This is a genomic window from Plantibacter sp. AC185 (genome assembly GCF_979258065.1).
Window position 1 is genome coordinate 2,617,435 of sequence record NZ_OZ409831.1, and the last position, 19,803, is coordinate 2,637,237.

Consider the following 19,803-nt stretch of genomic DNA (forward strand, 5'->3'; position numbering starts at 1 on the left):
CCATCGATCGACGGGAACGTGCGGCGGCCGCGCGGGTGCAGGCGATCGCGGTGGATCGCACCCGGGGAGGTGTGAGTGAGGGCGCCTCGGCACCGGCGGTGGCAGCGCCTACCGGGTGAGGGAGGCGAGGCGGTTCGTCGATGCGATGGCGCGGATACTGTCACCAGCCATGGCCGCTCACCTCGCTTCCGTCGAAACCTGCCGGCCCGCCGTTCGGGCCTCGTTCACCGTACGCCTGCCCTCCGGGAACTGCAAACGGACTCGCCACGCCGCCGGGCCGAGGGCATACGCTGGCGGGATGAGCGAGCAGACCCCGCCACCCGTCGACGACGCGAACCGCCCCGTCGAGCCGCGACCGTATGCGACCGAGACGATCGTCGACGACGACGGCGTCACGGTCTACGTCTACCTGTGGGAGGTGCCGAACCCTCGGGCCGTCGTGCACATCGCGCATGGAGCGGGGGAGCACGCCCTCCGCTACGGGCGCCTCGCCGCACGGCTCAACGACGCGGGGTACACGGTCGCGGCCGACGACCACCGCGGCCATGGTCGCACGGGGCTCGAGCACCTCGGCCTCGGCAAGCTCGGCCCGCGGACGACCCGGGGTGCGATCGACTCCGTCGCCGCCGTCGGCCGGTACCTGCGGACCCGCTTCCCCGAGTCGCGGCTCGCGTTGCTCGGGCACAGCTGGGGCTCGCTCATGGCGCAGAAGGTCGTCGCCGAACACGATCTGTATGAGCTCCTCATCCTCTCGGGCACCTCGCTCGCGATGCCCGGCGTCATCAACGCCGGTGACCTCAACAAGCGCTGGCGGAAGACCGGGAAGACCGGTCTCGAGTGGCTCAACCGCGACCCGGCCGCCTGGGCCGCGTTCGCCGCCGACGAGCGCAACTTCGACATCGGCGTCACCCCGGTGTGGAACCCGATCCAGGCGTTCGCCTTCCTCGGCCGCCCGCCGAAGCGCCTGCCGCGCGCGGTTCCGGTGCTCATCCTCGGCGGATCCGACGACTCGCTCGGTGGGGTCCGTGGCCTGACCCTCCTCCGCGACGCCTACGTGAAGCGGTCGAAGTTGACGGACGTGACGCTCGTCATCTACCCCGAGGCGCGGCACGAGATCTTCAACGAGCTGAACCGCGAGGACGTCGAGCGCGACGTCGTGGAGTGGCTCGACAAGCGCACCTGAGTCGCCCGGGCCGGTGAGTGCCCGCCCCGGTCCGTGAGCGCCCGCCCCGGTCCCTGAGCTTGTCGAAGGGCAGCGAACGAGACCACCCTTCGACAAGCTCAGGGGCCGCGGGGTACAGTCGCGGCACCCACACTCGACGCAGAGGAGACCCGGTGACCTCGGACGGACCCACCTACAGCCACCGCAGACGGAACTCGGCGGAGCGCATCGCCCGGTCGCTCGCGGGCGCGAGCACGGTCCCGTACTGGCTCGACAGCCCCGATCGGCCGACGCCGGAGCCCCGACTCGTCGGCCAGGTCACGGCGGATCTGCTGGTCGTCGGTGGCGGCTACTCCGGACTCTGGACCGCGCTCATCGCCAAGGAGGCCGACCCCTCGTGTGACGTCGTGCTCATCGAGGGCAAGGAGGTCGGCTGGGCGGCGAGTGGCCGGAACGGCGGTTTCTTCGAGGAGAGCCTCACCCACGGCGTCGACAACGGCGAGCGCCACTTCGCCGACGAACTGCCGGAGCTCGATCGCCTGGCGGACGAGAACTTCGACGAGTTCGTCGCCACGCTCGACCGCCTCGGGATCGACGCCGAGTTCGAGCACACCGGTGTGCTCACGGTCGCCACCGAGCCGCACCAGGTGGACGCGCTGCGCGAGGTGTCGGGGGACGGTGTCTTCCTCGATCGCGAGGCCGTCCAGGCGCTCGTGCACTCGCCCGTGTACCTGGCCGGTCAGCGGGAGTGGAAGAGCACGGCGCTCGTCCACCCGGCGAAGCTCGCCTGGGGTTTGAAGCGCGCGTGCATCGAGCTCGGTGTGCGGGTCTTCGAGCACACCCCGGCGACCCGGCTACGACGCTCGGGCGACGGCGTCGCGGTGACCACGAAGCAGGGTGGGGTGCAGGCTCGGCAGGTCGCGCTCGCCACCAACGGCTTCCCGTCGCTCCTCAAGCGCACGGAGCTCCTGACGATCCCCGTGTACGACTACGTGCTCATGACCGAGCCGCTCTCCGCCGAGCAGTTGGAGAGCATCGGGTGGACGGACCGCTTCGGCATCGCCGACTCGAGTCGCGAGTTCCACTACTCCCGCCGGTCCGCCGATGACCGCATCCTCTATGGCGGCTTCGACGCGGTCTACCACCGGGGTGGCAGGATCCGGCCGGAGCACGATCAGCGCCGCGAGACGTTCGAGACCCTCGCCGACCACTTCTTCACGACCTACCCGCAACTCGACGTCCGGTTCACCCACGCGTGGGGCGGCATGATCGACATGTGTTCACGGCTCTCGGCGTTCCAGGGCACGGCACTCGGCGGGCGCGTCGCCTACAGCGCCGGGTTCACCGGACTCGGGGTCGGAGCGACGCGCTTCGGGGCGAAGGTCATGCTCGATCTGCTGAGTGGCGAGTCGACCGAGCTGACCCGCCTGAAGATGGTCCGGTCCAAGCCGATCCCCATCCCGCCGGAGCCCATCGCGAACCCCGCGATCCAGACCGTCCGCCGCGCGGTCGCCCGTTCCGACGCGAACGAGGGCCGCGACGGCCTGCTCCTGAAGGTCATGGACCGCTTCGGCATCGGCTTCGACTCCTGACCTGGTTCGACGCCCCTTCCGGGGAATCCGGACGCCGTCCAGGAATAGGCTGGGGGCATGCATGGTGAGTACAAGGTCCCGGGTGGCAAGCTCGTCGTCGTCGATCTCGAGGTGGTCGACGACCGCATCGCGGACTTCCGCCTCGCCGGTGACTTCTTCCTCGAACCCGACGACGCGCTCGCGCTGATCGACCGCGCCGTCACCGGGCTCCCCGCCACCACGGACGCCGCAGGTCTCGCCGCCGCCATCCGCGGCGCCCTGCCGGAGGACGCCGTGCTCCTCGGGTTCACGCCCGAGGCGGTCGCGACGGCCATTCGCCGCTCCCTCGCGAAGGCGACGGGCTGGGGCGACTACGACTGGCAGCTCATCCATGAGGGCTCGGTGTCGCCGCAACTCCACCTCGCGCTCGACGAGGTGCTGACGAACGAGGTCGGCGAGGGCCGCCGCGGTCCGACGCTCCGCATCTGGGAGTGGGACCAGTCGGCGGTCGTCATCGGCAGCTTCCAGTCGCTCAAGAACGAGGTCGACCTCGACAACGCGAAGGCGAACGGCTTCGAGGTCGTCCGCCGCGTCTCCGGCGGTGGCGCGATGATGATGCAGCGCGGTGGCATCATCACCTACTCGCTCTACGTCCCGGCCGAGCTCGTGAACGGCATGACCTTCGCCGACTCCTACGCCTACCTCGACGACTGGGTGCTCGTCGCCCTGCGCTCGCTCGGCATCGAGGCGACGTACCAGCCGCTCAACGACATCACGAGCCCGTCGGGAAAGATCGGCGGTGCCGCGCAGAAGCGGCTCGGGAACGGCGCCGTGCTGCACCACGTCACGATGAGCTACGACATGGACGGCGAGCTCATGACGCAGGTGCTCCGTATCGGGCGGGAGAAGCTCAGCGACAAGGGCACCACCTCGGCCGCCAAGCGCGTCGACCCGCTCCGCAGCCAGACCGGGCTCTCGCGGGCCGAGATCATCGATCGCATGAAGGACACCTTCGTCGAGATCACCGGCGCGACCCCGGGCCATGTCACCGATGCCGAGCGCGCCGCCGCCGAGCAGCTCGTCACCGACAAGTTCGCCACCGACGCCTGGCTCACCCGCGTCCCGTAGCCTGCCGCAGCCCGCGAACTGTCACCAGCGGCGGGTGTGGGCCTGTATCACCCACCGTTGGTGACAGCTCGCGGGCTAGGGTGGGGGGACGATGACAGCGCAGAACGAGACACCCGACCCGTCGACTCCCGCCACGCAGGCCTCCCTCGAGCAGCGGCTCGCCGACGCGGTGGCCGCCGAGAGCGAGACCCGGGTCGTCGAACGCTGCGTGTCCCTCCTCGCCGGTCGCTACGAGGGTGAGGACTTCCTCCGCGTCGTCGGCGGACACCACGCCGAGGGCATCCTCGGCGGAGCGCCCGCGCTGTACTGGCCTGAGCTCTGGGGCACCCGCGCCCTGCTGCACGTGTGGGACGACTCGGCGACCGCGCCCGTCGTCGGAGCACTCGGCAACCAGGCCTGGCGCGTCCGCGAGATGGCCGCACGCGTCTGCGCCGAACGCCGCATCGGCGACGTCGCCGCGATCGCACCACTGCTGAGCGACGACCACGCCCGTGTGCGCGCTGCCGGAGCCCGGGCGCTCGCCGTCGTCGGTGGTGAGGACGCCAAGCCGCTCCTCGAGGCGCTCCTCCGCGACCCCGACCGCGAGGTCCGTCGCGCCGCGCAGCAGTCCGCGAAAGCGCTCGCCGCTCGCCGCTGACCTCGCGAGGGGACCCGAACGGTCGGTCCCGGACGCTCGGCACCGGCCATTCGGGACCCGTCGCGGGCCGGACTAGTGGGTGCCGGCCTCGAGCAGGATGATCACGATCCCGAACAGGGCCGTCGCGACACCGCCGAGGAGACACCACCACCAGCGTGACCCGCGCACCACGAACGCCGCGCACCCGAGCACGAAGAGCATCAGCGTGGACACCTGCAACGCCAGGATCACGGCGTGCTCGTGGCTGAGCACACCGGCGACGCCGAACACGAGCGGGATCGTCGGGAGGACGGCGGACAGGAGCATCCCGGACGACTCCTGGAACCCGTGCCTGATCGACGCTCCGAGCGTCACCAGCGCCTCATGTCGGTCGTCACCGTGGTGCGCGAGGGCGGCCGAGTAGACGTGCGCGAGCCAGAACACGATGAGGGTCAGCGCACTCGTGATGAGCACCTGCTCGACGTCGTCCTCCTCGTACACGCTCGACGCACCGACGAGGCCGGCGTAGACGACGGTGCCGTAGATCGCGCTCGACGAGGTGAGGCGTCGCAACGGCGACGGATTCGGCTGCATGATCCAGAGGATAGCGGGCGCTGCGGCCCGGCGTCCGGTTCAGTCGCCGACGTTGCGCTCGCCGCGCTCGTAGACCGAGGCCGCGGGCCCGACGATGTTGGTGTCGGGCGTGCCCACGACCTCGTGGTCCTTGTTGTCGTAGTCGAAGCGGTGCAGCACATGCCGCATCGCCTCGACCCTGGCGCGCTTCTTGTCGTTGCTCTTGACGATCGTCCACGGGGCGTCCGCGGTGTCCGTCGCCTCGAGCATCGCCTCCTTCGCGCGGGTGTAGTCGCCCCACTTGTCGAGGGAGGCCAGGTCCATCGGGGAGAGCTTCCACTGCCGCACCGGGTCGACCTGGCGGATCGCGAAGCGCGTGCGCTGCTCGTCGGCGGAGACGGAGAACCAGAACTTCACGAGGTCGACGCCGTCACCGACGAGCATCTGCTCGAACAGCGGGGCCTGGCGCATGAACTCGTCGTACTGCGCCGGGGTGCAGAACCCCATCACGCGTTCGACGCCCGCTCGGTTGTACCAGGACCGGTCGAACAGCACGATCTCGCCGGCGGCCGGCAGGTGCTGGACGTAGCGCTGGAAGTACCACTGCGTGGACTCGCGGGTGGTGGGCTTCTCGAGCGCGACGACGCGGGCGCCGCGCGGGTTGAGGTGCTCGGTGAAGCGCTTGATCGTGCCGCCCTTGCCGGCCGCGTCGCGTCCCTCGAACACGACGACCAGCCGACGGTCGTTCGCCTTGATCCAGTTCTGCAGCTTCAGCAGCTCGATCTGGAGCAGTCGCTTGTCGCTCTCGTACTGCTCTCGCGACATGCGCTCGGCGTACGGGTAGCCCTCGCGCCACGTGTCGATGTGGCTGCCGGCGGCGTCGAGCAGGATGGGGTCGTCGTCGTCGACGTCGACCACCTGGTAGCCGTCGACCTGGTCGAGTGCGGGTGGCGGGGCGTAGTGCGAGACGAGCTGCTGCATGGTCGGGACGCTAGTCCCCGTGCGTAACCGCCAGGTGGCCGGTGGGTGACGCGCTGGTGGCGGTTCACAACTCAGGACGCGTCCGGCGTGTCAGCGCCGAGGACGGGCCTCCGATCGCGACGCGCCGGAGTGCCCCTGAGTTGTGAACGGAGGCTAGCCGGCGGAACGGGTGAGGAGGTCCTGCCGCTCGGGGTGCGCGTCGAACCACTCGCCCACGTACCAGCACATCGGGACGATCCGACGGTCGCTGTGCTGCTCGACGTCGTCGACCGCGTAGGCGACGAGTTCGCCCGCGTACCCCTTGCCGCGGAACGGCGGCGTCGTGAAGGTGCGGGGGAACGAGATCGAGTCGCCCGAGATCCGGTAGTCGACGACGCTCACCAGCTGGCCGTCGACGTGCATGGTGTAGCGCTGGGCATCGGTCTCGTTGGCGAACTCCGTGGTCATACGCGGTACAACGCGCGGGGCCGATCGTTCCTTCCCGGGTGTGCGGGCGGCGGACTGCCAGAATAGGCACATGTCCCTCGCCGCAGCAGCCGATGAAGTGCCGCTGCGATGGACCCCGGACGGCCCCGACCTCGTCCTCGAGGGCGACAACCTCGACGTCGTGGCGCGGCTGCCCGACGAGTCGTTCACGCTCATCTACCTCGACCCGCCGTTCAACACCGGCCGCGTGCAGCGTCGTCACTCCTCGACCTCGGTGCGGACGGCCGAGACGGGGGTGAACCGTTTCGCCGGCTTCAAGGGGCAGGCGTACGAGCGCATCCGCGGCGACCTCCGACGCTTCGACGACGCCTTCGACGACTACTGGGGCTTCCTCGAGCCGCGCCTCGTCGAGGCCTGGCGCGTCCTGGCCGCCGACGGCACCCTCTACCTCCACCTCGACTACCGCGAGGCGCACTACGCGAAGGTGCTCCTCGACGCCCTCTTCGGCCGGGAGTGCTTCCTCAACGAGATCATCTGGGCCTACGACTACGGCGCGAAGGCGCAGAGCCGCTGGCCGACGAAGCACGACACGATCCTCGTCTATGTGAAGGACCCGAAGGGGTACCACTTCGACAACGCGACCGTCGATCGCGAGCCCTACATGGCGCCCGGGCTCGTCACCGCGGAGAAGGCGGCACGCGGCAAGCTGCCCACCGACGTCTGGTGGCACACGATCGTGTCGCCGACCGGTCGCGAGAAGACCGGCTACCCGACGCAGAAGCCGGAAGGGATCCTGCGTCGCATCGTGCAGGCGTCCTCCCGCGAGGGCGATTGGGTGCTCGACTTCTTCGCCGGCAGCGGCACGACGGGGGCGGTCGCGAAGGCGCTCGGCCGTCGGTACGTCCTCGTCGACGAGAACCCGCAGGCGATCGAGATCATCCGCGCCCGCCTCTCCTAGGCCGCGAACTGTCAGTTCAGCACAGTCGCTGCGCCCGGGACTGTCGTCTGGTGACAGTTCGCGGGCTGGCGGGGAGGGTCAGACGGAGGCGCGCGGGACGAGGCGGGTCGGCATCATCGTGACGCGCTCGACCGGCTCGCCGGCGAGGCGACGGACCAGCACCCTCGCCATCTCGGCACCGAGGTCGACGGGCGACTGCGCGATCGTCGTGAGCGGCGGCGCTGCGGTCTCGCCGTAGCGGTCGTCGTCGTAGCCCACGACGGCGATGTCGCCGGGGATCGTCAGGCCGGCTTCACGGATGACGGAGTAGGCGCCGGCGGCCATCTGGTCGTTCGCGGCGAAGAGTCCGTCGATGGGCACGCCGCGCGCGAGGAGACGCCGCATCGCGGCAGCGCCGTCGGCGGGGGAGAAGTCGCCCACCTCGACGAGGTCGTGTGGGAGACCCGCGAGCTCGAGCTCCGCACGCCACCCGGCGAGTCGGTCGACCCCACCCGGCATGTCCTGACGGCCCGCGATCGTCGCGATCCGCGTCCGGCCGGCCTCGACGAGGTGGCGAGCCGCGGTCCTCGCGCCCTCGACGTTGTCGACGTCGACGTAGGTGCTGTCGACGACGTCGGCACCCATGGGGCGACCGCCGAACACGATCGGGAGCTCCCGGCCGAGTCGGGTGTACGAGTGGTCACCGCTGTGGTGTGACACGACGAGCGCGCCGTCGACGTTGCCGCCGAGCAGGTAGCGACGGGTCTTCTCGGAGTTCGCCTCACTCGCGATGAGGAGGTTGAGCGTGTAGTCGGTCTCCGCCAGTTCGAGCGCGACGCCCTGCACGACCGACGCGAAGAAGGGGTCCGAGAACACCCGGGCGGTCGACTCCGGGACGACGAGTGCGATGACCTGGGTCCGGCGGGAGGCCAGCGACCGAGCGGCGCGGTTCGGGACGTAGTCGAGCGCGGCGATCGCCTCGTTCACGACCGCGACGACCTCGGCCGTGACCTTCGGCGAGCCGTTGACGACGCGCGACACGGTCGCGCGGGAGACGCCTGCGCGTGCCGCCACCATCTCGAGCGTGGGGGCTCCTTGACCGGACTGCATCATCGTCCCCTTCCGAGCGGGTGAGCGTGTCGAGTGCAGTGTATCGCCGGGCGTCTGGACGTCCGTGGCCGGTGCCGCTCCTCAGGAGGTGGCCGGCGTGTCGCGGCCCCTCGATCGCGACACGCCGGAGTGTTCCTGCGTCAGGGAAGCTCTGCCACTGCGGGCACCACACGCGAGGCGGCGATGCGGCGTGCGTACGCGAGTCCGCTGTCCTTGATCGTGCGCTCCTGCGTGTCGTAGTCGACCCGCACGATGCCGAACCGCTTGTCGTAGCCGTACGCCCACTCGAAGTTGTCGAGCAGTGACCAGACGAAGTAGCCGCGCACGTCGGCGCCGTCGGCGATCGCGAGTTCCACCTGGTCGATGTGGTCCTGGATGAAGGCGTCGCGGTCGACGTCGTGGATGCGGCCGTCCTCCGCGACGACGTCGTCGTAGGCCGCGCCGTTCTCGGTGACGTACAGCGGCGGCAGCGTCGGGTACTCGCGGTCGAGCCGGACGAGCAGGGTGCGGAGGCCGGCGGGGTGCACCTCCCAGTCCATCGCGGTGCGCGGGAGTCCACGGCTCGGGAAGGAGATGTCGGGTGAGGCGAGCCACGGCGAACCGGCCTCGCGCTCGGTCGCACCGGAGTGGCCGCCGTCGGCGCCGGAGTCGTCGGGGTGACCCGACACGAGGTCGTCGTGGTAGTGGTTGACGCCGAGGAAGTCGATCGGGGCGGAGATGGTCTCGAGGTCGCCGTCGTGGACGAGCGTGTCGAGGCCGAGGCCCTCGAGGTCCTGGGCGACGTCGGCCGGGTACGCACCGAGGACGATCGGTTCGAGGAAGATGCGGTTCATGATGCCGTCGACGCGGCGGGCGGCGTCGACGTCGGCCGGGTCGTTGGGGTCCGCCGGGATCGCGTTCGTCAGGTTGAGGGTGATGCCGATCTGCTCGGCGCCGAGCTCGCGGAGGCGCGTGGTCGCCAGGCCGTGGGCCAGGTGCTGGTGGTGGATGGCGGCGAGTGCGGCGGCCTCGTCGCGTCGGCCGGGTGCGTGCACGCCGACCGCATAGCCGAGCAAGGAGGAGCAGAACGGTTCGTTGAACGTCGTCCAGTGCCGGACGCGGTCGCCGAGCGCCTCGTAGGTCGCCTCGGCGTAGTCGACGAAGCGCAGGGCGGTGTCGCGGTTCGTCCAGCCGCCCTGTTCCTCGAGCGCCTGCGGGAGGTCCCAGTGGTACAGGGTGAGCCAGGGGAGGATGCCGGCGTCGAGGAGCTGGTCGACGAGGCGACTGTAGAAGTCGAGGCCGGCGGGGTTGACGTCGCGGTCGCCCGGCTTGATGCGCGCCCAGCTCGTGGAGAAGCGGTAGGCGTCGAGGCCCAGCTCGGACATGATCGCGATGTCGCCGGCGGTGCGGTGGTAGTGGTCGACGGCGACCTCGAGGTCGTCACCGTTGGCGATCGCTCCGGGCACCCGGGCGAAGGCGTCCCAGATGGAGTCCTCCTTGCCGTCCTCGTGTGCTGCTCCCTCGACCTGGGCGGCCGCGGTGGCGGAACCCCAGAGGAACGGCGGCAGGATCAGGGCCGGACGGGTGGTGGGCTGGGGGGCGTGCGTCATCGAAGCTCCTCGTGGCTGGGTGCACGCCCATGCTATCGCCTGCTGAGAGCGCTCTCATGCTGGTGTCGGGTGTCGGTGGGGTGTGGCGCCAGCGCGGTGCGCTGACGCGAGCGCGGGTCTGCGGCGTGAGCGCGCCCCTCCGGAGGGGCGCGCTCACGCGCTGGGGCCGCGGTGACGCCGATTCGACAGCGGTCACGTCAGCGCACCGCGCTGGCACCCGGATGACCCCGTCAGCGCGGTGCGCTGGCGGCGGTCACCCCGCGCTCACGTCAGCGCGGTGCGCTGGCGAACCGACGAACGACGGTCAGCGACGGGCGGAGGGATCGACGACGCGGTTGCTCGCGGTGTCGGGTGACAGCTGCGACCCCGCCAGCTCGGCGGCACGCTGGGCGGCGAGCGACAACTCGTCCTCGGCGTCCTCCGCAGCCTGGGCGTCGGTGCGCTCCTGCAGCGCGGACTTCGCCCGCAGCGGCGGCGCCTTGAGGAACCAGCTCAGCACGAACGCGACGGCGACCACCGCGAAGCTCACCCAGAACACGGTCACGGTCGCATCCGCGAATCCCGTGAGGAACGGCGCGGCCAGGTCGTGGTTCGCACCGACGAGGAACGAGGTGTCGCCGTCGAGCGCGGAACCGGCCGAGCCGCCGGACTGCACCTTGGAGAGCACGTCCAGGATGCCCTTGTTGGCGGGATCGGAGAGCACGGCAGGGTCCTGTGCTGCAGCCTGGGCGTTCGCGAGCAGCGTCGGGTCCTTGAACGCCGCACCGATCGTGTCGGGGAGTCGCGTGTAGAGCACGGAGAAGATGACGGCCGTGCCCAACGTTCCACCGATCTGGCGGAAGAAGGTCGACGAGCTCGTCGCCACCCCGATGTCGCGTGCCTCGACGGCGTTCTGGCTGGCGATCGTCAGCGTCTGCATCAGCTGGCCGAGTCCGAGGCCGACGAGCAGCATGCCGCCCATCATCCACCAGACCGGCTTGTCCGCCGTCGCGAAGCTGAAGTAGAAGAAGCCGCTCAGGAGCAGGAAGGTGCCGACGATCGGGAACGCCTTGTACTTGCCGGTCCGGGCGATGATCTGGCCGCTCGCGATCGACGAGATCATGAGGCCGAGGATCATCGGCAGCATCAGCAGACCGGACTCGGTCGGCGTCGCGCCCTCGACGAGCTGCAGGAACAGCGGCACCGTCATCATGGCGCCGAACATGCCGAACCCGACGAGCACACCGAGGATCGTGGCGACCCGGAAGGTCGAGTTCTTGAACAGCTTCAGGGGGATGAGTGCGTCGTCGCCCATGGCCCGCTCGACGAGGATGAACCCGATGATGCCGGCGACCCCGATGGCGTAGCAGGCGATGGACCCGGCCGAGGCCCAGCCCCAGATGCGGCCCTGCTCGGCGACGAGCAGCAGGGGCACGACGGCGAGGACGACCGTGGCGGCACCCCACCAGTCGATGCGGACGCTGTGGCGCGTGTGCGGGATGTGCAGGAAGCGGAGGACGATCGCGAGCGCGATGACGCCGATCGGCAGGTTGATGAGGAACACCCAGCGCCAACCGGTGATGAACAGCAGCTCGGGGGCACCGGCGAACAGGCCGCCGATCAGTGGGCCGATGACGCTCGAGACGCCGAAGACCGCGAGGAAGTACCCCTGGTACTTGGCGCGCTCGCGCGGGGCGAGCATGTCACCCATGATCGTCAGCGGCAGGGCCATGAGGCCACCGGCACCGAGGCCCTGGATGGCGCGGAAGATCGCCAGCTCGTACATCGAACCGGACATGCCGGCGAGGAGCGAGCCGATGAGGAAGATCGAGATCGCGATGATGAACAGCGGGCGGCGGCCGAAGATGTCGGACAGCTTGCCGTAGATCGGCGTCGAGACGGTCGAGGTGATCAGGTACGCGGTGGTGACCCACGCCTGGAGGGCCATGCCGTCGAGGTCGTCGGCGATCGTGCGCATCGAGGTGCCGACGATGGTCTGGTCGAGCGCGGAGAGGAACATCCCGGCCATGAGGCCGAAGATGATGAAGAGGATCTGCCGGTGGCTGAGGACGGGGGCGGATCCCGACGGCTCGGTCGAGGCGGGGGAACTGGATGACATGCGGTCTCGTTCGACTCTGGGCGCGCCGGTTTGCAGGCGCACCGACGTTGGGGATTTTGCGTAGTGTGCAAACTTACACCCGGCGCAAGTTCCGCGGCAACCGCTTCGGTCAGGGCGTGGTGGTCGGCGCTGCGTCGAGGTTCGCGTCGAGCGCCGCGAGGTAGTCCAGGGTGGCCGCGAGTGCCACGTGGGCGTCGTCGAGGTCGAGGTGGAACTGGTACTCGTGGGGGAGCGCCGGCTCGTGGTCCGCGGCCCAGAAGAGCTTCGTGACGTCGACGCCGGCGTCCTCGAGGGCCCTGCTCATCGGGACCGACTGCAGCCAGGTGAGGGCGTCGCCGTTCCCGCCCGTGATGAAGGTCGGCGGGAAGTCGGCGGTGACGAAGTCGATCGTCGACATGAGCGCACCGGTCGACGTCTCCGACCAGTCCTTGGTGCCCGCGTAGGCCCAGAGGGCGGTCTGCAGGCCCCAGGCGCCGATGCCGTCGAGCTCAGCCATCGAGGGTAGGTCGTAGACCCCGCAGTTGAGGATCGTCCCGACGAGCTGGTCGGCGTCGATACCAGGCGTCATGCCCGACAGCGTCGCGTAGTCGGGGTTGGTCGTGAGGACGGCGAGCTGGCTGGCGAGCTGCGATCCCGCTGAGTCGCCCGCGAGCACCAGGCGGTCCGGGTTCCCGTTCCACTCGGCGGCGTGCTCCGAGATGTACGCGAGGGCGTCGTTGAGTTGGTTCACGGCCGTCGGATAGACGGCCTCGGGAGCGATCGTGTAGTTGACCGCGATCGTCGTGTACCCCTCAGCCGCGAGAATGCGGAGGTAGGGCTCGACGTTGCCCTTCTCGCCGGAGATCCAGGCGCCGCCGTGGATCCAGACGATCGTGGTCAGCGGTTCGGTGCCGTCCGCTGGGGTGAAGACGTCGAGGGTGGTGTCCACCTGCGGCCGGCCGCCGCTCGGTGCCGCGTACGCGATGTCGCGGAACTCCGTGAGCTTCGTGTCCGGGACGTACGGTTCCATCTCGGCGACCGTCGCAGCACCGCCGCGTTCGAACACCGAGCGGATGAGGAGCGCGGACGGCCACGGGGTGATGGCCGCGATGACCGCGACGGCGAGGCCGAGACCGACCACGACGGCGGCCGCGGTCAGGAGGCGACGGAACCGCGGGCGCTTCCGGTGCGTCGGCGCGTGGTGTGCTGGCGTCCCTGCGGTCATGGTCGGGCCCCTCGTCCGGTGTGCAAGCCTGTCGACAGTGTGGCAGAGGCGCATGCGCCGTGTCGCGGTTAGGCTCGACGTGTGACCGCAGCCCACCAGCCCTCCCACCGACGCCCGGTTTCGCGGCGCGTCCGACGCAACCGCGTGATCGCGTTGAGCGTCCTGGCCGCCGCGCTCGCGATCCTGCTCGTGGTGCTCGTCGTCAACATCGCCGGCGGCGCCACGCCCACCCCGGCCGCCGCCACGAAGACACCGAGCGCGACCCCGTCCGTCACCCCGACGCCGACCCCCACGCCGACGCCGACGGAGACGGTTCCGGTCGCGCCCCCAGCCCCGCCGGCGTTCGACAAGGCCGCCTACTCGATCGACGACCCGCTGAGCCCGTGGGTGGTCGTCAACAAGACCCGGCCGCTGAACCCGGTCGACTACACACCACCGGACCTCGTGTCCGTCCCCGTCGCCCACACGTGGGACCCGCTGTTGCGTGCCGAGGCCGCCGCCGCGATCGTGCAGCTGTTCGACACAGCCTCGGCAGAGGCCGGCCTGTCGCTGGCTTCGAACAGCGCGTACCGCAGCTACTCGAGCCAGGTGTCGGTGTACAACAGTGAACCCGACGACTCGACGACGGCGCGCCCCGGCTACAGCGAGCACCAGACCGGCTGGACGATGGACATCGGTGCCGAGAGCGGCAACTGCTCGCTCAACACCTGCTTCGGCGACACGGCGGAGGGGCAGTGGCTCGCCGCGAACGCCTACCGCTTCGGATTCCTCCTGCGGTACCCGGCCGACAAGGTCGACGTCACCGGCTTCTCGTTCGAGCCATGGCACTACCGCTACATCGGTGTGCCGCTCGCGACCGAGATGCACGACACTGGCGTGACGACGCTCGAGGAGTTCTTCGGACTCCCGGCGGCTCCCGGGTACCTGAACTAGCCCTTCGACAGGCTCAGGGACCGGGGCAAAGCGGGCTCAGGGACGGGGGGTCAGCTCGTCCCTCGACAGGCTCGGACGACGGGCTCGGCGAGCGTGTGTCCGCTCACCGAGCCCGTCGAGGCGTCGGCCGCCTAGGCGCCGAGGGCGGCGTCGACGATCTGCTTCGCCTCTGCCTGGACGAGCTTGAGGTGCTCCGCGCCCTTGAACGACTCGGCGTAGATCTTGTAGACGTCCTCGGTGCCGGACGGACGCGCGGCGAACCACGCGTGCTCGGTCACGACCTTGACGCCGCCGATGGCCGCGTCGTTGCCCGGCGCGTGACTGAGCTTCGCGACGATCGGGTCGCCGGCGAGCTCGGTCGCCGTGATGGCGTCGCCGTCGAGCTTGCCGAGCCGCGCCTTCTGTTCCTTCGAGGCGGCGGCGTCGACGCGCTCGTACACGGGGTCGCCGAAGCGCTCGGTCAGCTCCCGGTAGAGCACCGAAGGGGTCTTGCCCGTCACGGCGAGGATCTCGGCGGCGAGCAGGCAGAGGAGGATGCCGTCCTTGTCGGTGGTCCACACCGAGCCGTCGAAGCGGAGGAAGCTCGCGCCGGCGCTCTCCTCGCCACCGAAGCCGACCGAGCCGTCGACGAGACCGGGAACGAACCACTTGAAGCCGACCGGGACCTCCCAGAGGCGGCGTCCGAGGGACTCGGCCACGCGGTCGACGACCGACGACGACACGAGGGTCTTGCCCACGGCTGCGTCCTCGCGCCAACCCGGCCGGTTCGCGTAGAGGTAGTCGATCGCGACGGCGAGGTAATGGTTGGGGTTCATGAGCCCGGCGTCGGGCGTGACGATGCCGTGGCGGTCCGCGTCGGCGTCATTGCCGGTGAGGAGGTCGAACTCGTCGCGTCGTGCGACGAGCGCCGCCATGGCGGAGGGCGACGACGGGTCCATGCGGATCTTGCCGTCCCAGTCGAGCGTCATGAATGCCCAGGCCGGGTCGACGTGCGGGTTCACGACGGTGAGGTCGATCTCGTAGCGGTCGGCGATCGCCTGCCAGTAGTGGACGCTCGCACCGCCGAGGGGGTCGGCACCGATGCGGATCCCGCTGCGCTTGATGGCGTCGAGGTTGATGATGTGCTTCAGGTCGTCGACATAGTTGCCGCGGAAGTCGTACGTCTCGACGGCAGACGGTTCCGCCATCTTGACGTCGTGCAGCCCACCGGCGATGAGCTCGTTGGCGCGGTTCGCGATCCAGGAGGTCGCGTCGGAGTCGGCAGGTCCGCCGTGCGGGGGGTTGTACTTGAAGCCGCCGTCGGCCGGCGGGTTGTGGCTGGGCGTGACGACGATGCCGTCCGCCTGGTCGCCGTTGCCTTCGGCGTTGTACTTGAGGATCGCGTGGCTGAGCGCAGGGGTCGGCACGAAGTCGTCGAACTCGTCGACCAGGACGCGCACACCGTTGGCGACCAGGACCTCGAGGGCGGTCGTCTGCGCCGGCCCGCTGAGCGCGTGGGTGTCGGAGCCGATGAAGAGCGGCCCGGTGATCCCCTGGCTCGCGCGGTACTCGACGATCGCCTGCGTGGTGGCGGCGATGTGGTCCTGGTTGAACGCGGTGTTCAGCGAGGAGCCGCGGTGGCCGGAGGTGCCGAACACCACCCGCTGCTCGGGGATCGAGACGTCCGGCTTCAGCGTGTAGTACGCGTCGATGAGCGACGGGACGTCGATCAGATCTGCTTCGGTGGCGGGGGTACCTGCGCGATCGTTCATCGCACCAGTCTGGCAGCAACGACCGATGTCAGGAAGGCGCTTGACCCGTGGCGAGTGGCGATTCCCAGCGGAGGTCGGGGAAGCGCGCGAAGTCGCGATCGAGCGTGACGAAGGTGGCCCGGTGTTCGATCGCGAGTGCGGCGTGGGCCGCGTCCGAGACGAGGTTGCCTTGGGCCTCGACCGCTGCACAGAGCGAGGTGAAGACCGTCCAGAACGACGGGCCAGGGCGGACGACCTGAACGCCGGGCTCGTCGCGGAGTCGCTGCATCTGCTCGAGCGCGACGGAGATCGGAGTGGGGTCGACGAAGATCCGACGCTGGGTCACGATCCGGATGTACCCCGCGAGCACGGCTTCGCTGACGCCCAGGGGCTCTCTCGATCGGACGGCATCTTCCAACCAGGTCGCGAGCGTGCGGTGGTGTTGTGAATCGGGTCGGAACGCGCCGATGAGGACGTTGGTGTCGACCACCTTCACTCGAAACCGTCCATGATGTCCTCGAGTTGCGCGTTGTTCGTGAGGTCGATTCCTGGGCGGGGTCCTCCCTGGCCGTACGGCACGACCTTGTAGGGCTCCCGCTCGGGCGGCGCGGCCGCTGCGGCCAGCTTCGCGCGCAGGGCCTCTTCGATGTAGGCGGTCACGGTCTTCCCCTCCTGCGAGGCGTGCTCGCGGACGGCCTCGTAGAACTCGTCGGCGAGTCGGATGGTCGTTCGCATGAGCCGAGCCTACGAAGGCGTATGTCGGTATGTCAACGACGCTACCCGGTTCCCTCGGCGCAGGGGCGGGCCGACACAGATCTGTGGAGAGGTCCCTGCTCCGGGGGCCTGTGGAGGGCCGTCGACTAGCGCGTGGCGAGGAGCGCCGCGGCCGAGGCGGAAGCGGAGGCGGTCGTGGAGGCGCTCGTCGTGGATGCGCCCGCGCCGGCGCCCGCGGCGTCCGGCACGGAGGTGCGCTGGCGGGACGATCCGGGCGTCGTCAGGTCGGCGACCGCGTAGGCCTGACCCGTGACGATGCGCTGGATGGCGTAGAGGCTCTCGGTGGCCGGCCCGAGGTACTTGCCCCGGTCGTCGGCGTTGCTCGACCCGACCGCGTTGTGTCCCTCGACGGCGCCGAGGTGGTCGCCGTCGCCGAGCGTCAGCCCGTCCGAGCCGAAGGTGGTCGCGCCCCAGGAGCTCGTCGCTGGGTCGGCTCGACCGGACAGGAGCTGGCCGAGACCGGCGAGGGTGTCGGCGCTCGCTTGGGAGGCGTAGACGCGGCTGGCCGGGACGTGCAGATCGTCGATCCCGATCTCCGTCGGGATGCCGGCCGAACCGAGCATGACGAAGTCGTCGACGTGATAGTCGCCGGACGCTAACGCGAGCGAGGCCGTCGCCGTGCCGTACGAGTGCGCCACGACGCTCAACCGGGAGACGACGCCGTGAGCGGAACGGACGGCGTCGTATCCGGCGAGTACCCCGGCGAGCAGGGGAGCCCCCTCGATGGCCCGGTCGTTCGACGGCACCTCGAGTGCGCTCGGGCTGTGTCCGCCGATCCAGAGGATGACCGCACTGTCGGCTGCGGCGGTCTGGATGCGCTTCGCCCCGCGCAGGTAGTCGTCGAGTTCGAGGGCGCTGCTGTTCATCCCGGGGACGAGCACCGTGACGTAGGCGGCGGTGTCCACGTCTCCGACGGCGACCGCGACCCGCGGGGGTCCGGAGCCGCCCGCCTGCAACGTGATCAGGTACTCGGGCTGGAGGCGGGCGGCGATCGCGTCCGGTGCGTACCGGTCGGCGAGCAGCTTGATCGCGTCCAGGCGCGACAGGGTCGTGGCGAGGGCCGCCGAGTCCGCCTGCCCGTCGACCTGGTCGCTGCTCACCGTCAGCGAGCGGTAGCTCGCCTCGGTGTCGGCGAGGAGGCCGGCGAGTCGGGAGACGTTGGCCGTCGCCCGGTCCGTGTAGGCGACACCCTCGAGGTTGCCGATGACCGCCGGGTAACCGGTGATGAGCAGTGCGCGGTATCCAGGAGCGAGCTCGGTCCACAGCTGCGCGACCTGCGATGAGGACATCGTCGTGAGGGTCGTCGCCGCCGCGGCGAGATCCCCGGCGTAGGCGGTGGTGAAGGCGGCGGCCGTCATCGTCGGGACGGAGGAGGCCGCCGGTGCGAAGTCGGCGGCGGAGATCGCGGACGCACCGGCGGTCGAGGTCTGCGTCACCGTGACCACGCCGGCCAGGATCGCGGCGATCGCGACGGTCATGACGAGCGACTTGACGAGGGTCGCGCGGGCCGCCGAGATCGGCCGGTGCACCCAGGTCGGCAGCGACAACGACGGGAGGCTCCAGGAGGAGCCGAGGCTGAACGCGGCCTCGCTGCCGCTCGCCAGGTTCAGTCGGGGAGTGGACCGCGGGGCGGCGTCGGTGAAGACACTCGTCACGTCACTCCTGTTCCTGTCTCAGCCCGTCGGGTGGAGCCTCGCGCGACATGGATCACGCATCGAGATCGGGGAGACGAACGGCCGTGAACTCGCTTCCCGAGACGAGCGGCAGCGCTCAATACACCCTTGTATCCATTGTGGCGGGTAGTGGCGTGATTTGAATAGCTCAAAACGGGGGGTATCGGGGCCGAAATGACCCGATCTTCCTGGAAATCACCCGAATGTGACCTGGATGGGAGTCAACGGTCGTCCAAGGGCGTGTCGCGAACCACACGGTACGCTCGGAGGCATGCCAGCCGCACCCGCCGACGACGCCCTCCGGAGCTACAGTTTCCTCGGTCCGAGCGGGACCTTCACCGAGGTGGCGCTCGGCCAGGTCGAGGAGGCCAGGGGCCAGATCTGGAAGCCCGTGTCGAACGTCGGCGAGGCGCTCGGCGACGTCCTCGAGGGCCGCAGCACGGCCGCGGTCATCGCCATCGAGAACTCGGTCGACGGAGGGGTGTCCGTGGCGCAGGATGCACTCGCCACGATGCCCGGTCTCCGCATCGTCGGCGAGGTGCTCGTGCCGGTGAACTTCGTGCTCGTCGCCCGCCCCGGAACCCGCCTCGAGGACGTCTCGGTCGTGAACGCGCACCCCGTCGCCTACGGGCAGTGCCACCTCTGGCTCGACGCCAAGCTGCCCTCGCACGGACACATCCCGGCGTCGAGCAACGTCGCCGCCGCGGCCTCGCTCCTCGACGGCACCTCCACCGCCGACGCCGCGGTCGCCCCGCCCGGCATCGTGAACCACTACGACCTCGACGTCCTCGCGGAGAACATCGGCGACAACCCGAACGCCGTGACCCGCTTCGTCGTCGTCAGTCGCTCACGGGAGATCCCGGCCAGGACGGGCGCCGACAAGACGAGCCTCATCGTCGAGCTGCCGAACGACGAGTCCGGCTCGCTGCTCGGCATGCTCGAGCAGTTCTCCACGCGAGGCGTGAACCTGAGCCTCATCGAGTCGCGGCCCATCGGCGACGCGCTCGGCCGGTACCGCTTCGTGATCGACGCCCTCGGACACATCGAGGACGAGCGGATGGCCGACGCCCTGCTTGGGCTCCGACGCTTCAGCCCGAATGTGATCTTCCTGGGCTCGTACCCGAGCGCCGATCGCACCGCCGTCGACTACCACTCCCGGTACAACGACGAGGTGTTCATCGAGGCCCGCGACTGGTTGCGCGGGCTGCTCTCGGCGGAGCCGCTCGACGACTGAGGTGTCACGTTCGCGCGTAACTCCTGCTGTCGGTCCGTGTCCGAGCTCGGGGACAGCGTGTCAG

18 protein-coding genes are annotated in these 19,803 nt (G+C 69.9%); 7 read left to right on the forward strand and 11 right to left on the reverse strand.

All coding sequences use genetic code 11. The features are described from left to right. Positions 1-298: 298 nt before the first annotated feature. The 4 genes from ACZZZB_RS12415 (at position 299) to ACZZZB_RS12430 (ending at position 4,498) form a co-directional block, all read left to right on the forward strand. Positions 299-1,183, forward strand: a complete 885-nt coding sequence (locus tag ACZZZB_RS12415; RefSeq protein ID WP_161578678.1) for an alpha/beta hydrolase — start codon at positions 299-301, stop codon at positions 1,181-1,183. Positions 1,184-1,335: 152 nt separating this feature from the next. After that, the gene (locus ACZZZB_RS12420; protein WP_463529833.1) at positions 1,336-2,754 is read left to right on the forward strand and encodes an NAD(P)/FAD-dependent oxidoreductase; all 1,419 of its coding nucleotides are present in this window, start codon (positions 1,336-1,338) and stop codon (positions 2,752-2,754) included. 57 nt (positions 2,755-2,811) lie between these two features. Next, entirely contained in the window at positions 2,812-3,861 is a 1,050-nt protein-coding gene (locus ACZZZB_RS12425; RefSeq protein WP_079706437.1) for a lipoate--protein ligase family protein, read from the forward strand. Positions 3,862-3,952: 91 nt separating this feature from the next. Continuing rightward, positions 3,953-4,498: a HEAT repeat domain-containing protein gene (locus ACZZZB_RS12430; protein WP_079706438.1), complete on the forward strand. Its 546-nt coding sequence runs from the start codon at positions 3,953-3,955 to the stop codon at positions 4,496-4,498. Between the two features lie 72 nt (positions 4,499-4,570). Here ACZZZB_RS12430 and ACZZZB_RS12435 read toward each other — a convergent pair whose 3' ends face one another. From ACZZZB_RS12435 to ACZZZB_RS12445, 3 genes are all read right to left on the reverse strand, one after another. Further along, the gene (locus tag ACZZZB_RS12435) at positions 4,571-5,071 is read right to left on the reverse strand and encodes a hypothetical protein (RefSeq protein WP_138945476.1); all 501 of its coding nucleotides are present in this window, start codon (positions 5,069-5,071) and stop codon (positions 4,571-4,573) included. A 39-nt stretch (positions 5,072-5,110) separates the two neighbouring features. Further along, positions 5,111-6,031 (reverse strand): polyphosphate kinase 2, encoded by a 921-nt coding sequence (gene ppk2, locus ACZZZB_RS12440; RefSeq protein WP_085513630.1) that lies wholly within the window; start codon positions 6,029-6,031, stop codon positions 5,111-5,113. A 153-nt stretch (positions 6,032-6,184) separates the two neighbouring features. Further along, positions 6,185-6,478: a GNAT family N-acetyltransferase gene (locus ACZZZB_RS12445; protein WP_071260637.1), complete on the reverse strand. Its 294-nt coding sequence runs from the start codon at positions 6,476-6,478 to the stop codon at positions 6,185-6,187. A gap of 70 nt (positions 6,479-6,548) precedes the next feature. On the opposite strand from ACZZZB_RS12445, the gene ACZZZB_RS12450 reads away from it, so the two are divergent. Then, positions 6,549-7,415, forward strand: a complete 867-nt coding sequence (locus ACZZZB_RS12450; protein ID WP_202939789.1) for a DNA-methyltransferase — start codon at positions 6,549-6,551, stop codon at positions 7,413-7,415. Between the two features lie 78 nt (positions 7,416-7,493). Here the strand turns inward: ACZZZB_RS12450 and ACZZZB_RS12455 are convergent, their stop codons facing one another. From ACZZZB_RS12455 to ACZZZB_RS12470, 4 genes are all read right to left on the reverse strand, one after another. Beyond that, positions 7,494-8,507 carry a LacI family DNA-binding transcriptional regulator gene (locus tag ACZZZB_RS12455; protein WP_463529834.1) on the reverse strand — a complete coding sequence of 338 codons (1,014 nt, stop codon included), beginning with the start codon at positions 8,505-8,507 and terminating at the stop codon, positions 7,494-7,496. Positions 8,508-8,644: 137 nt separating this feature from the next. After that, entirely contained in the window at positions 8,645-10,093 is a 1,449-nt protein-coding gene (locus ACZZZB_RS12460) for a GH1 family beta-glucosidase (protein ID WP_463529835.1), read from the reverse strand. Positions 10,094-10,397: 304 nt separating this feature from the next. Then, positions 10,398-12,191: an MDR family MFS transporter gene (locus tag ACZZZB_RS12465; protein ID WP_137244142.1), complete on the reverse strand. Its 1,794-nt coding sequence runs from the start codon at positions 12,189-12,191 to the stop codon at positions 10,398-10,400. A 109-nt stretch (positions 12,192-12,300) separates the two neighbouring features. Then, complete coding sequence (locus ACZZZB_RS12470) at positions 12,301-13,395, reverse strand: alpha/beta hydrolase (protein WP_463529836.1); 1,095 nt, start codon at positions 13,393-13,395, stop codon at positions 12,301-12,303. An 81-nt stretch (positions 13,396-13,476) separates the two neighbouring features. Here ACZZZB_RS12470 and ACZZZB_RS12475 point away from each other — a divergent pair, with 81 nt between their 5' ends. Beyond that, complete coding sequence (locus tag ACZZZB_RS12475; RefSeq protein ID WP_463529837.1) at positions 13,477-14,328, forward strand: M15 family metallopeptidase; 852 nt, start codon at positions 13,477-13,479, stop codon at positions 14,326-14,328. A 131-nt stretch (positions 14,329-14,459) separates the two neighbouring features. Here ACZZZB_RS12475 and pgm read toward each other — a convergent pair whose 3' ends face one another. The 4 genes from pgm to ACZZZB_RS12495 all read right to left on the reverse strand — a co-directional run bounded on the left by pgm (position 14,460) and on the right by ACZZZB_RS12495 (position 18,487). Beyond that, positions 14,460-16,079, reverse strand: coding sequence for a phosphoglucomutase (alpha-D-glucose-1,6-bisphosphate-dependent) (gene pgm, locus ACZZZB_RS12480; protein ID WP_079706448.1), 1,620 nt, complete (start codon positions 16,077-16,079; stop codon positions 14,460-14,462). 28 nt (positions 16,080-16,107) lie between these two features. After that, positions 16,108-16,554 carry a type II toxin-antitoxin system VapC family toxin gene (locus ACZZZB_RS12485; RefSeq protein ID WP_159876102.1) on the reverse strand — a complete coding sequence of 149 codons (447 nt, stop codon included), beginning with the start codon at positions 16,552-16,554 and terminating at the stop codon, positions 16,108-16,110. Then, positions 16,551-16,793, reverse strand: a complete 243-nt coding sequence (locus ACZZZB_RS12490) for a ribbon-helix-helix protein, CopG family (RefSeq protein WP_192006260.1) — start codon at positions 16,791-16,793, stop codon at positions 16,551-16,553. Before ACZZZB_RS12490 ends, ACZZZB_RS12485 begins: the two co-directional genes overlap by 4 nt. 125 nt (positions 16,794-16,918) lie before the next feature. Further along, the gene (locus tag ACZZZB_RS12495) at positions 16,919-18,487 is read right to left on the reverse strand and encodes an alpha/beta hydrolase (protein ID WP_463529838.1); all 1,569 of its coding nucleotides are present in this window, start codon (positions 18,485-18,487) and stop codon (positions 16,919-16,921) included. Between the two features lie 289 nt (positions 18,488-18,776). Between ACZZZB_RS12495 and pheA the strand changes: the two genes are divergently transcribed. Then, positions 18,777-19,739 (forward strand): prephenate dehydratase, encoded by a 963-nt coding sequence (gene pheA, locus ACZZZB_RS12500; protein WP_086475276.1) that lies wholly within the window; start codon positions 18,777-18,779, stop codon positions 19,737-19,739. Positions 19,740-19,803 lie beyond the last annotated feature (64 nt).

What these genes read in the sequence shown, in the direction of transcription:
- ACZZZB_RS12425 (WP_079706437.1), top strand. Translation starts at nt 2,812, where the DNA reads ATGCATGGTGAGTACAAGGTCCCGGGTGGCAAGCTCGTCGTCGTCGAT.
- ACZZZB_RS12430 (WP_079706438.1), top strand. Translation starts at nt 3,953, where the DNA reads ATGACAGCGCAGAACGAGACACCCGACCCGTCGACTCCCGCCACGCAG.
- pgm (WP_079706448.1), bottom strand. Translation starts at nt 16,079, where the DNA reads ATGAACGATCGCGCAGGTACCCCCGCCACCGAAGCAGATCTGATCGAC.
- ACZZZB_RS12465 (WP_137244142.1), bottom strand. Translation starts at nt 12,191, where the DNA reads ATGTCATCCAGTTCCCCCGCCTCGACCGAGCCGTCGGGATCCGCCCCC.
- pheA (WP_086475276.1), top strand. Translation starts at nt 18,777, where the DNA reads ATGCCAGCCGCACCCGCCGACGACGCCCTCCGGAGCTACAGTTTCCTC.
- ACZZZB_RS12450 (WP_202939789.1), top strand. Translation starts at nt 6,549, where the DNA reads ATGTCCCTCGCCGCAGCAGCCGATGAAGTGCCGCTGCGATGGACCCCG.
- ACZZZB_RS12470 (WP_463529836.1), bottom strand. Translation starts at nt 13,395, where the DNA reads ATGACCGCAGGGACGCCAGCACACCACGCGCCGACGCACCGGAAGCGC.
- ACZZZB_RS12455 (WP_463529834.1), bottom strand. Translation starts at nt 8,507, where the DNA reads ATGATGCAGTCCGGTCAAGGAGCCCCCACGCTCGAGATGGTGGCGGCA.
- ACZZZB_RS12415 (WP_161578678.1), top strand. Translation starts at nt 299, where the DNA reads ATGAGCGAGCAGACCCCGCCACCCGTCGACGACGCGAACCGCCCCGTC.
- ACZZZB_RS12460 (WP_463529835.1), bottom strand. Translation starts at nt 10,093, where the DNA reads ATGACGCACGCCCCCCAGCCCACCACCCGTCCGGCCCTGATCCTGCCG.
- ACZZZB_RS12435 (WP_138945476.1), bottom strand. Translation starts at nt 5,071, where the DNA reads ATGCAGCCGAATCCGTCGCCGTTGCGACGCCTCACCTCGTCGAGCGCG.
- ACZZZB_RS12445 (WP_071260637.1), bottom strand. Translation starts at nt 6,478, where the DNA reads ATGACCACGGAGTTCGCCAACGAGACCGATGCCCAGCGCTACACCATG.
- ppk2 (WP_085513630.1), bottom strand. Translation starts at nt 6,031, where the DNA reads ATGCAGCAGCTCGTCTCGCACTACGCCCCGCCACCCGCACTCGACCAG.
- ACZZZB_RS12490 (WP_192006260.1), bottom strand. Translation starts at nt 16,793, where the DNA reads ATGCGAACGACCATCCGACTCGCCGACGAGTTCTACGAGGCCGTCCGC.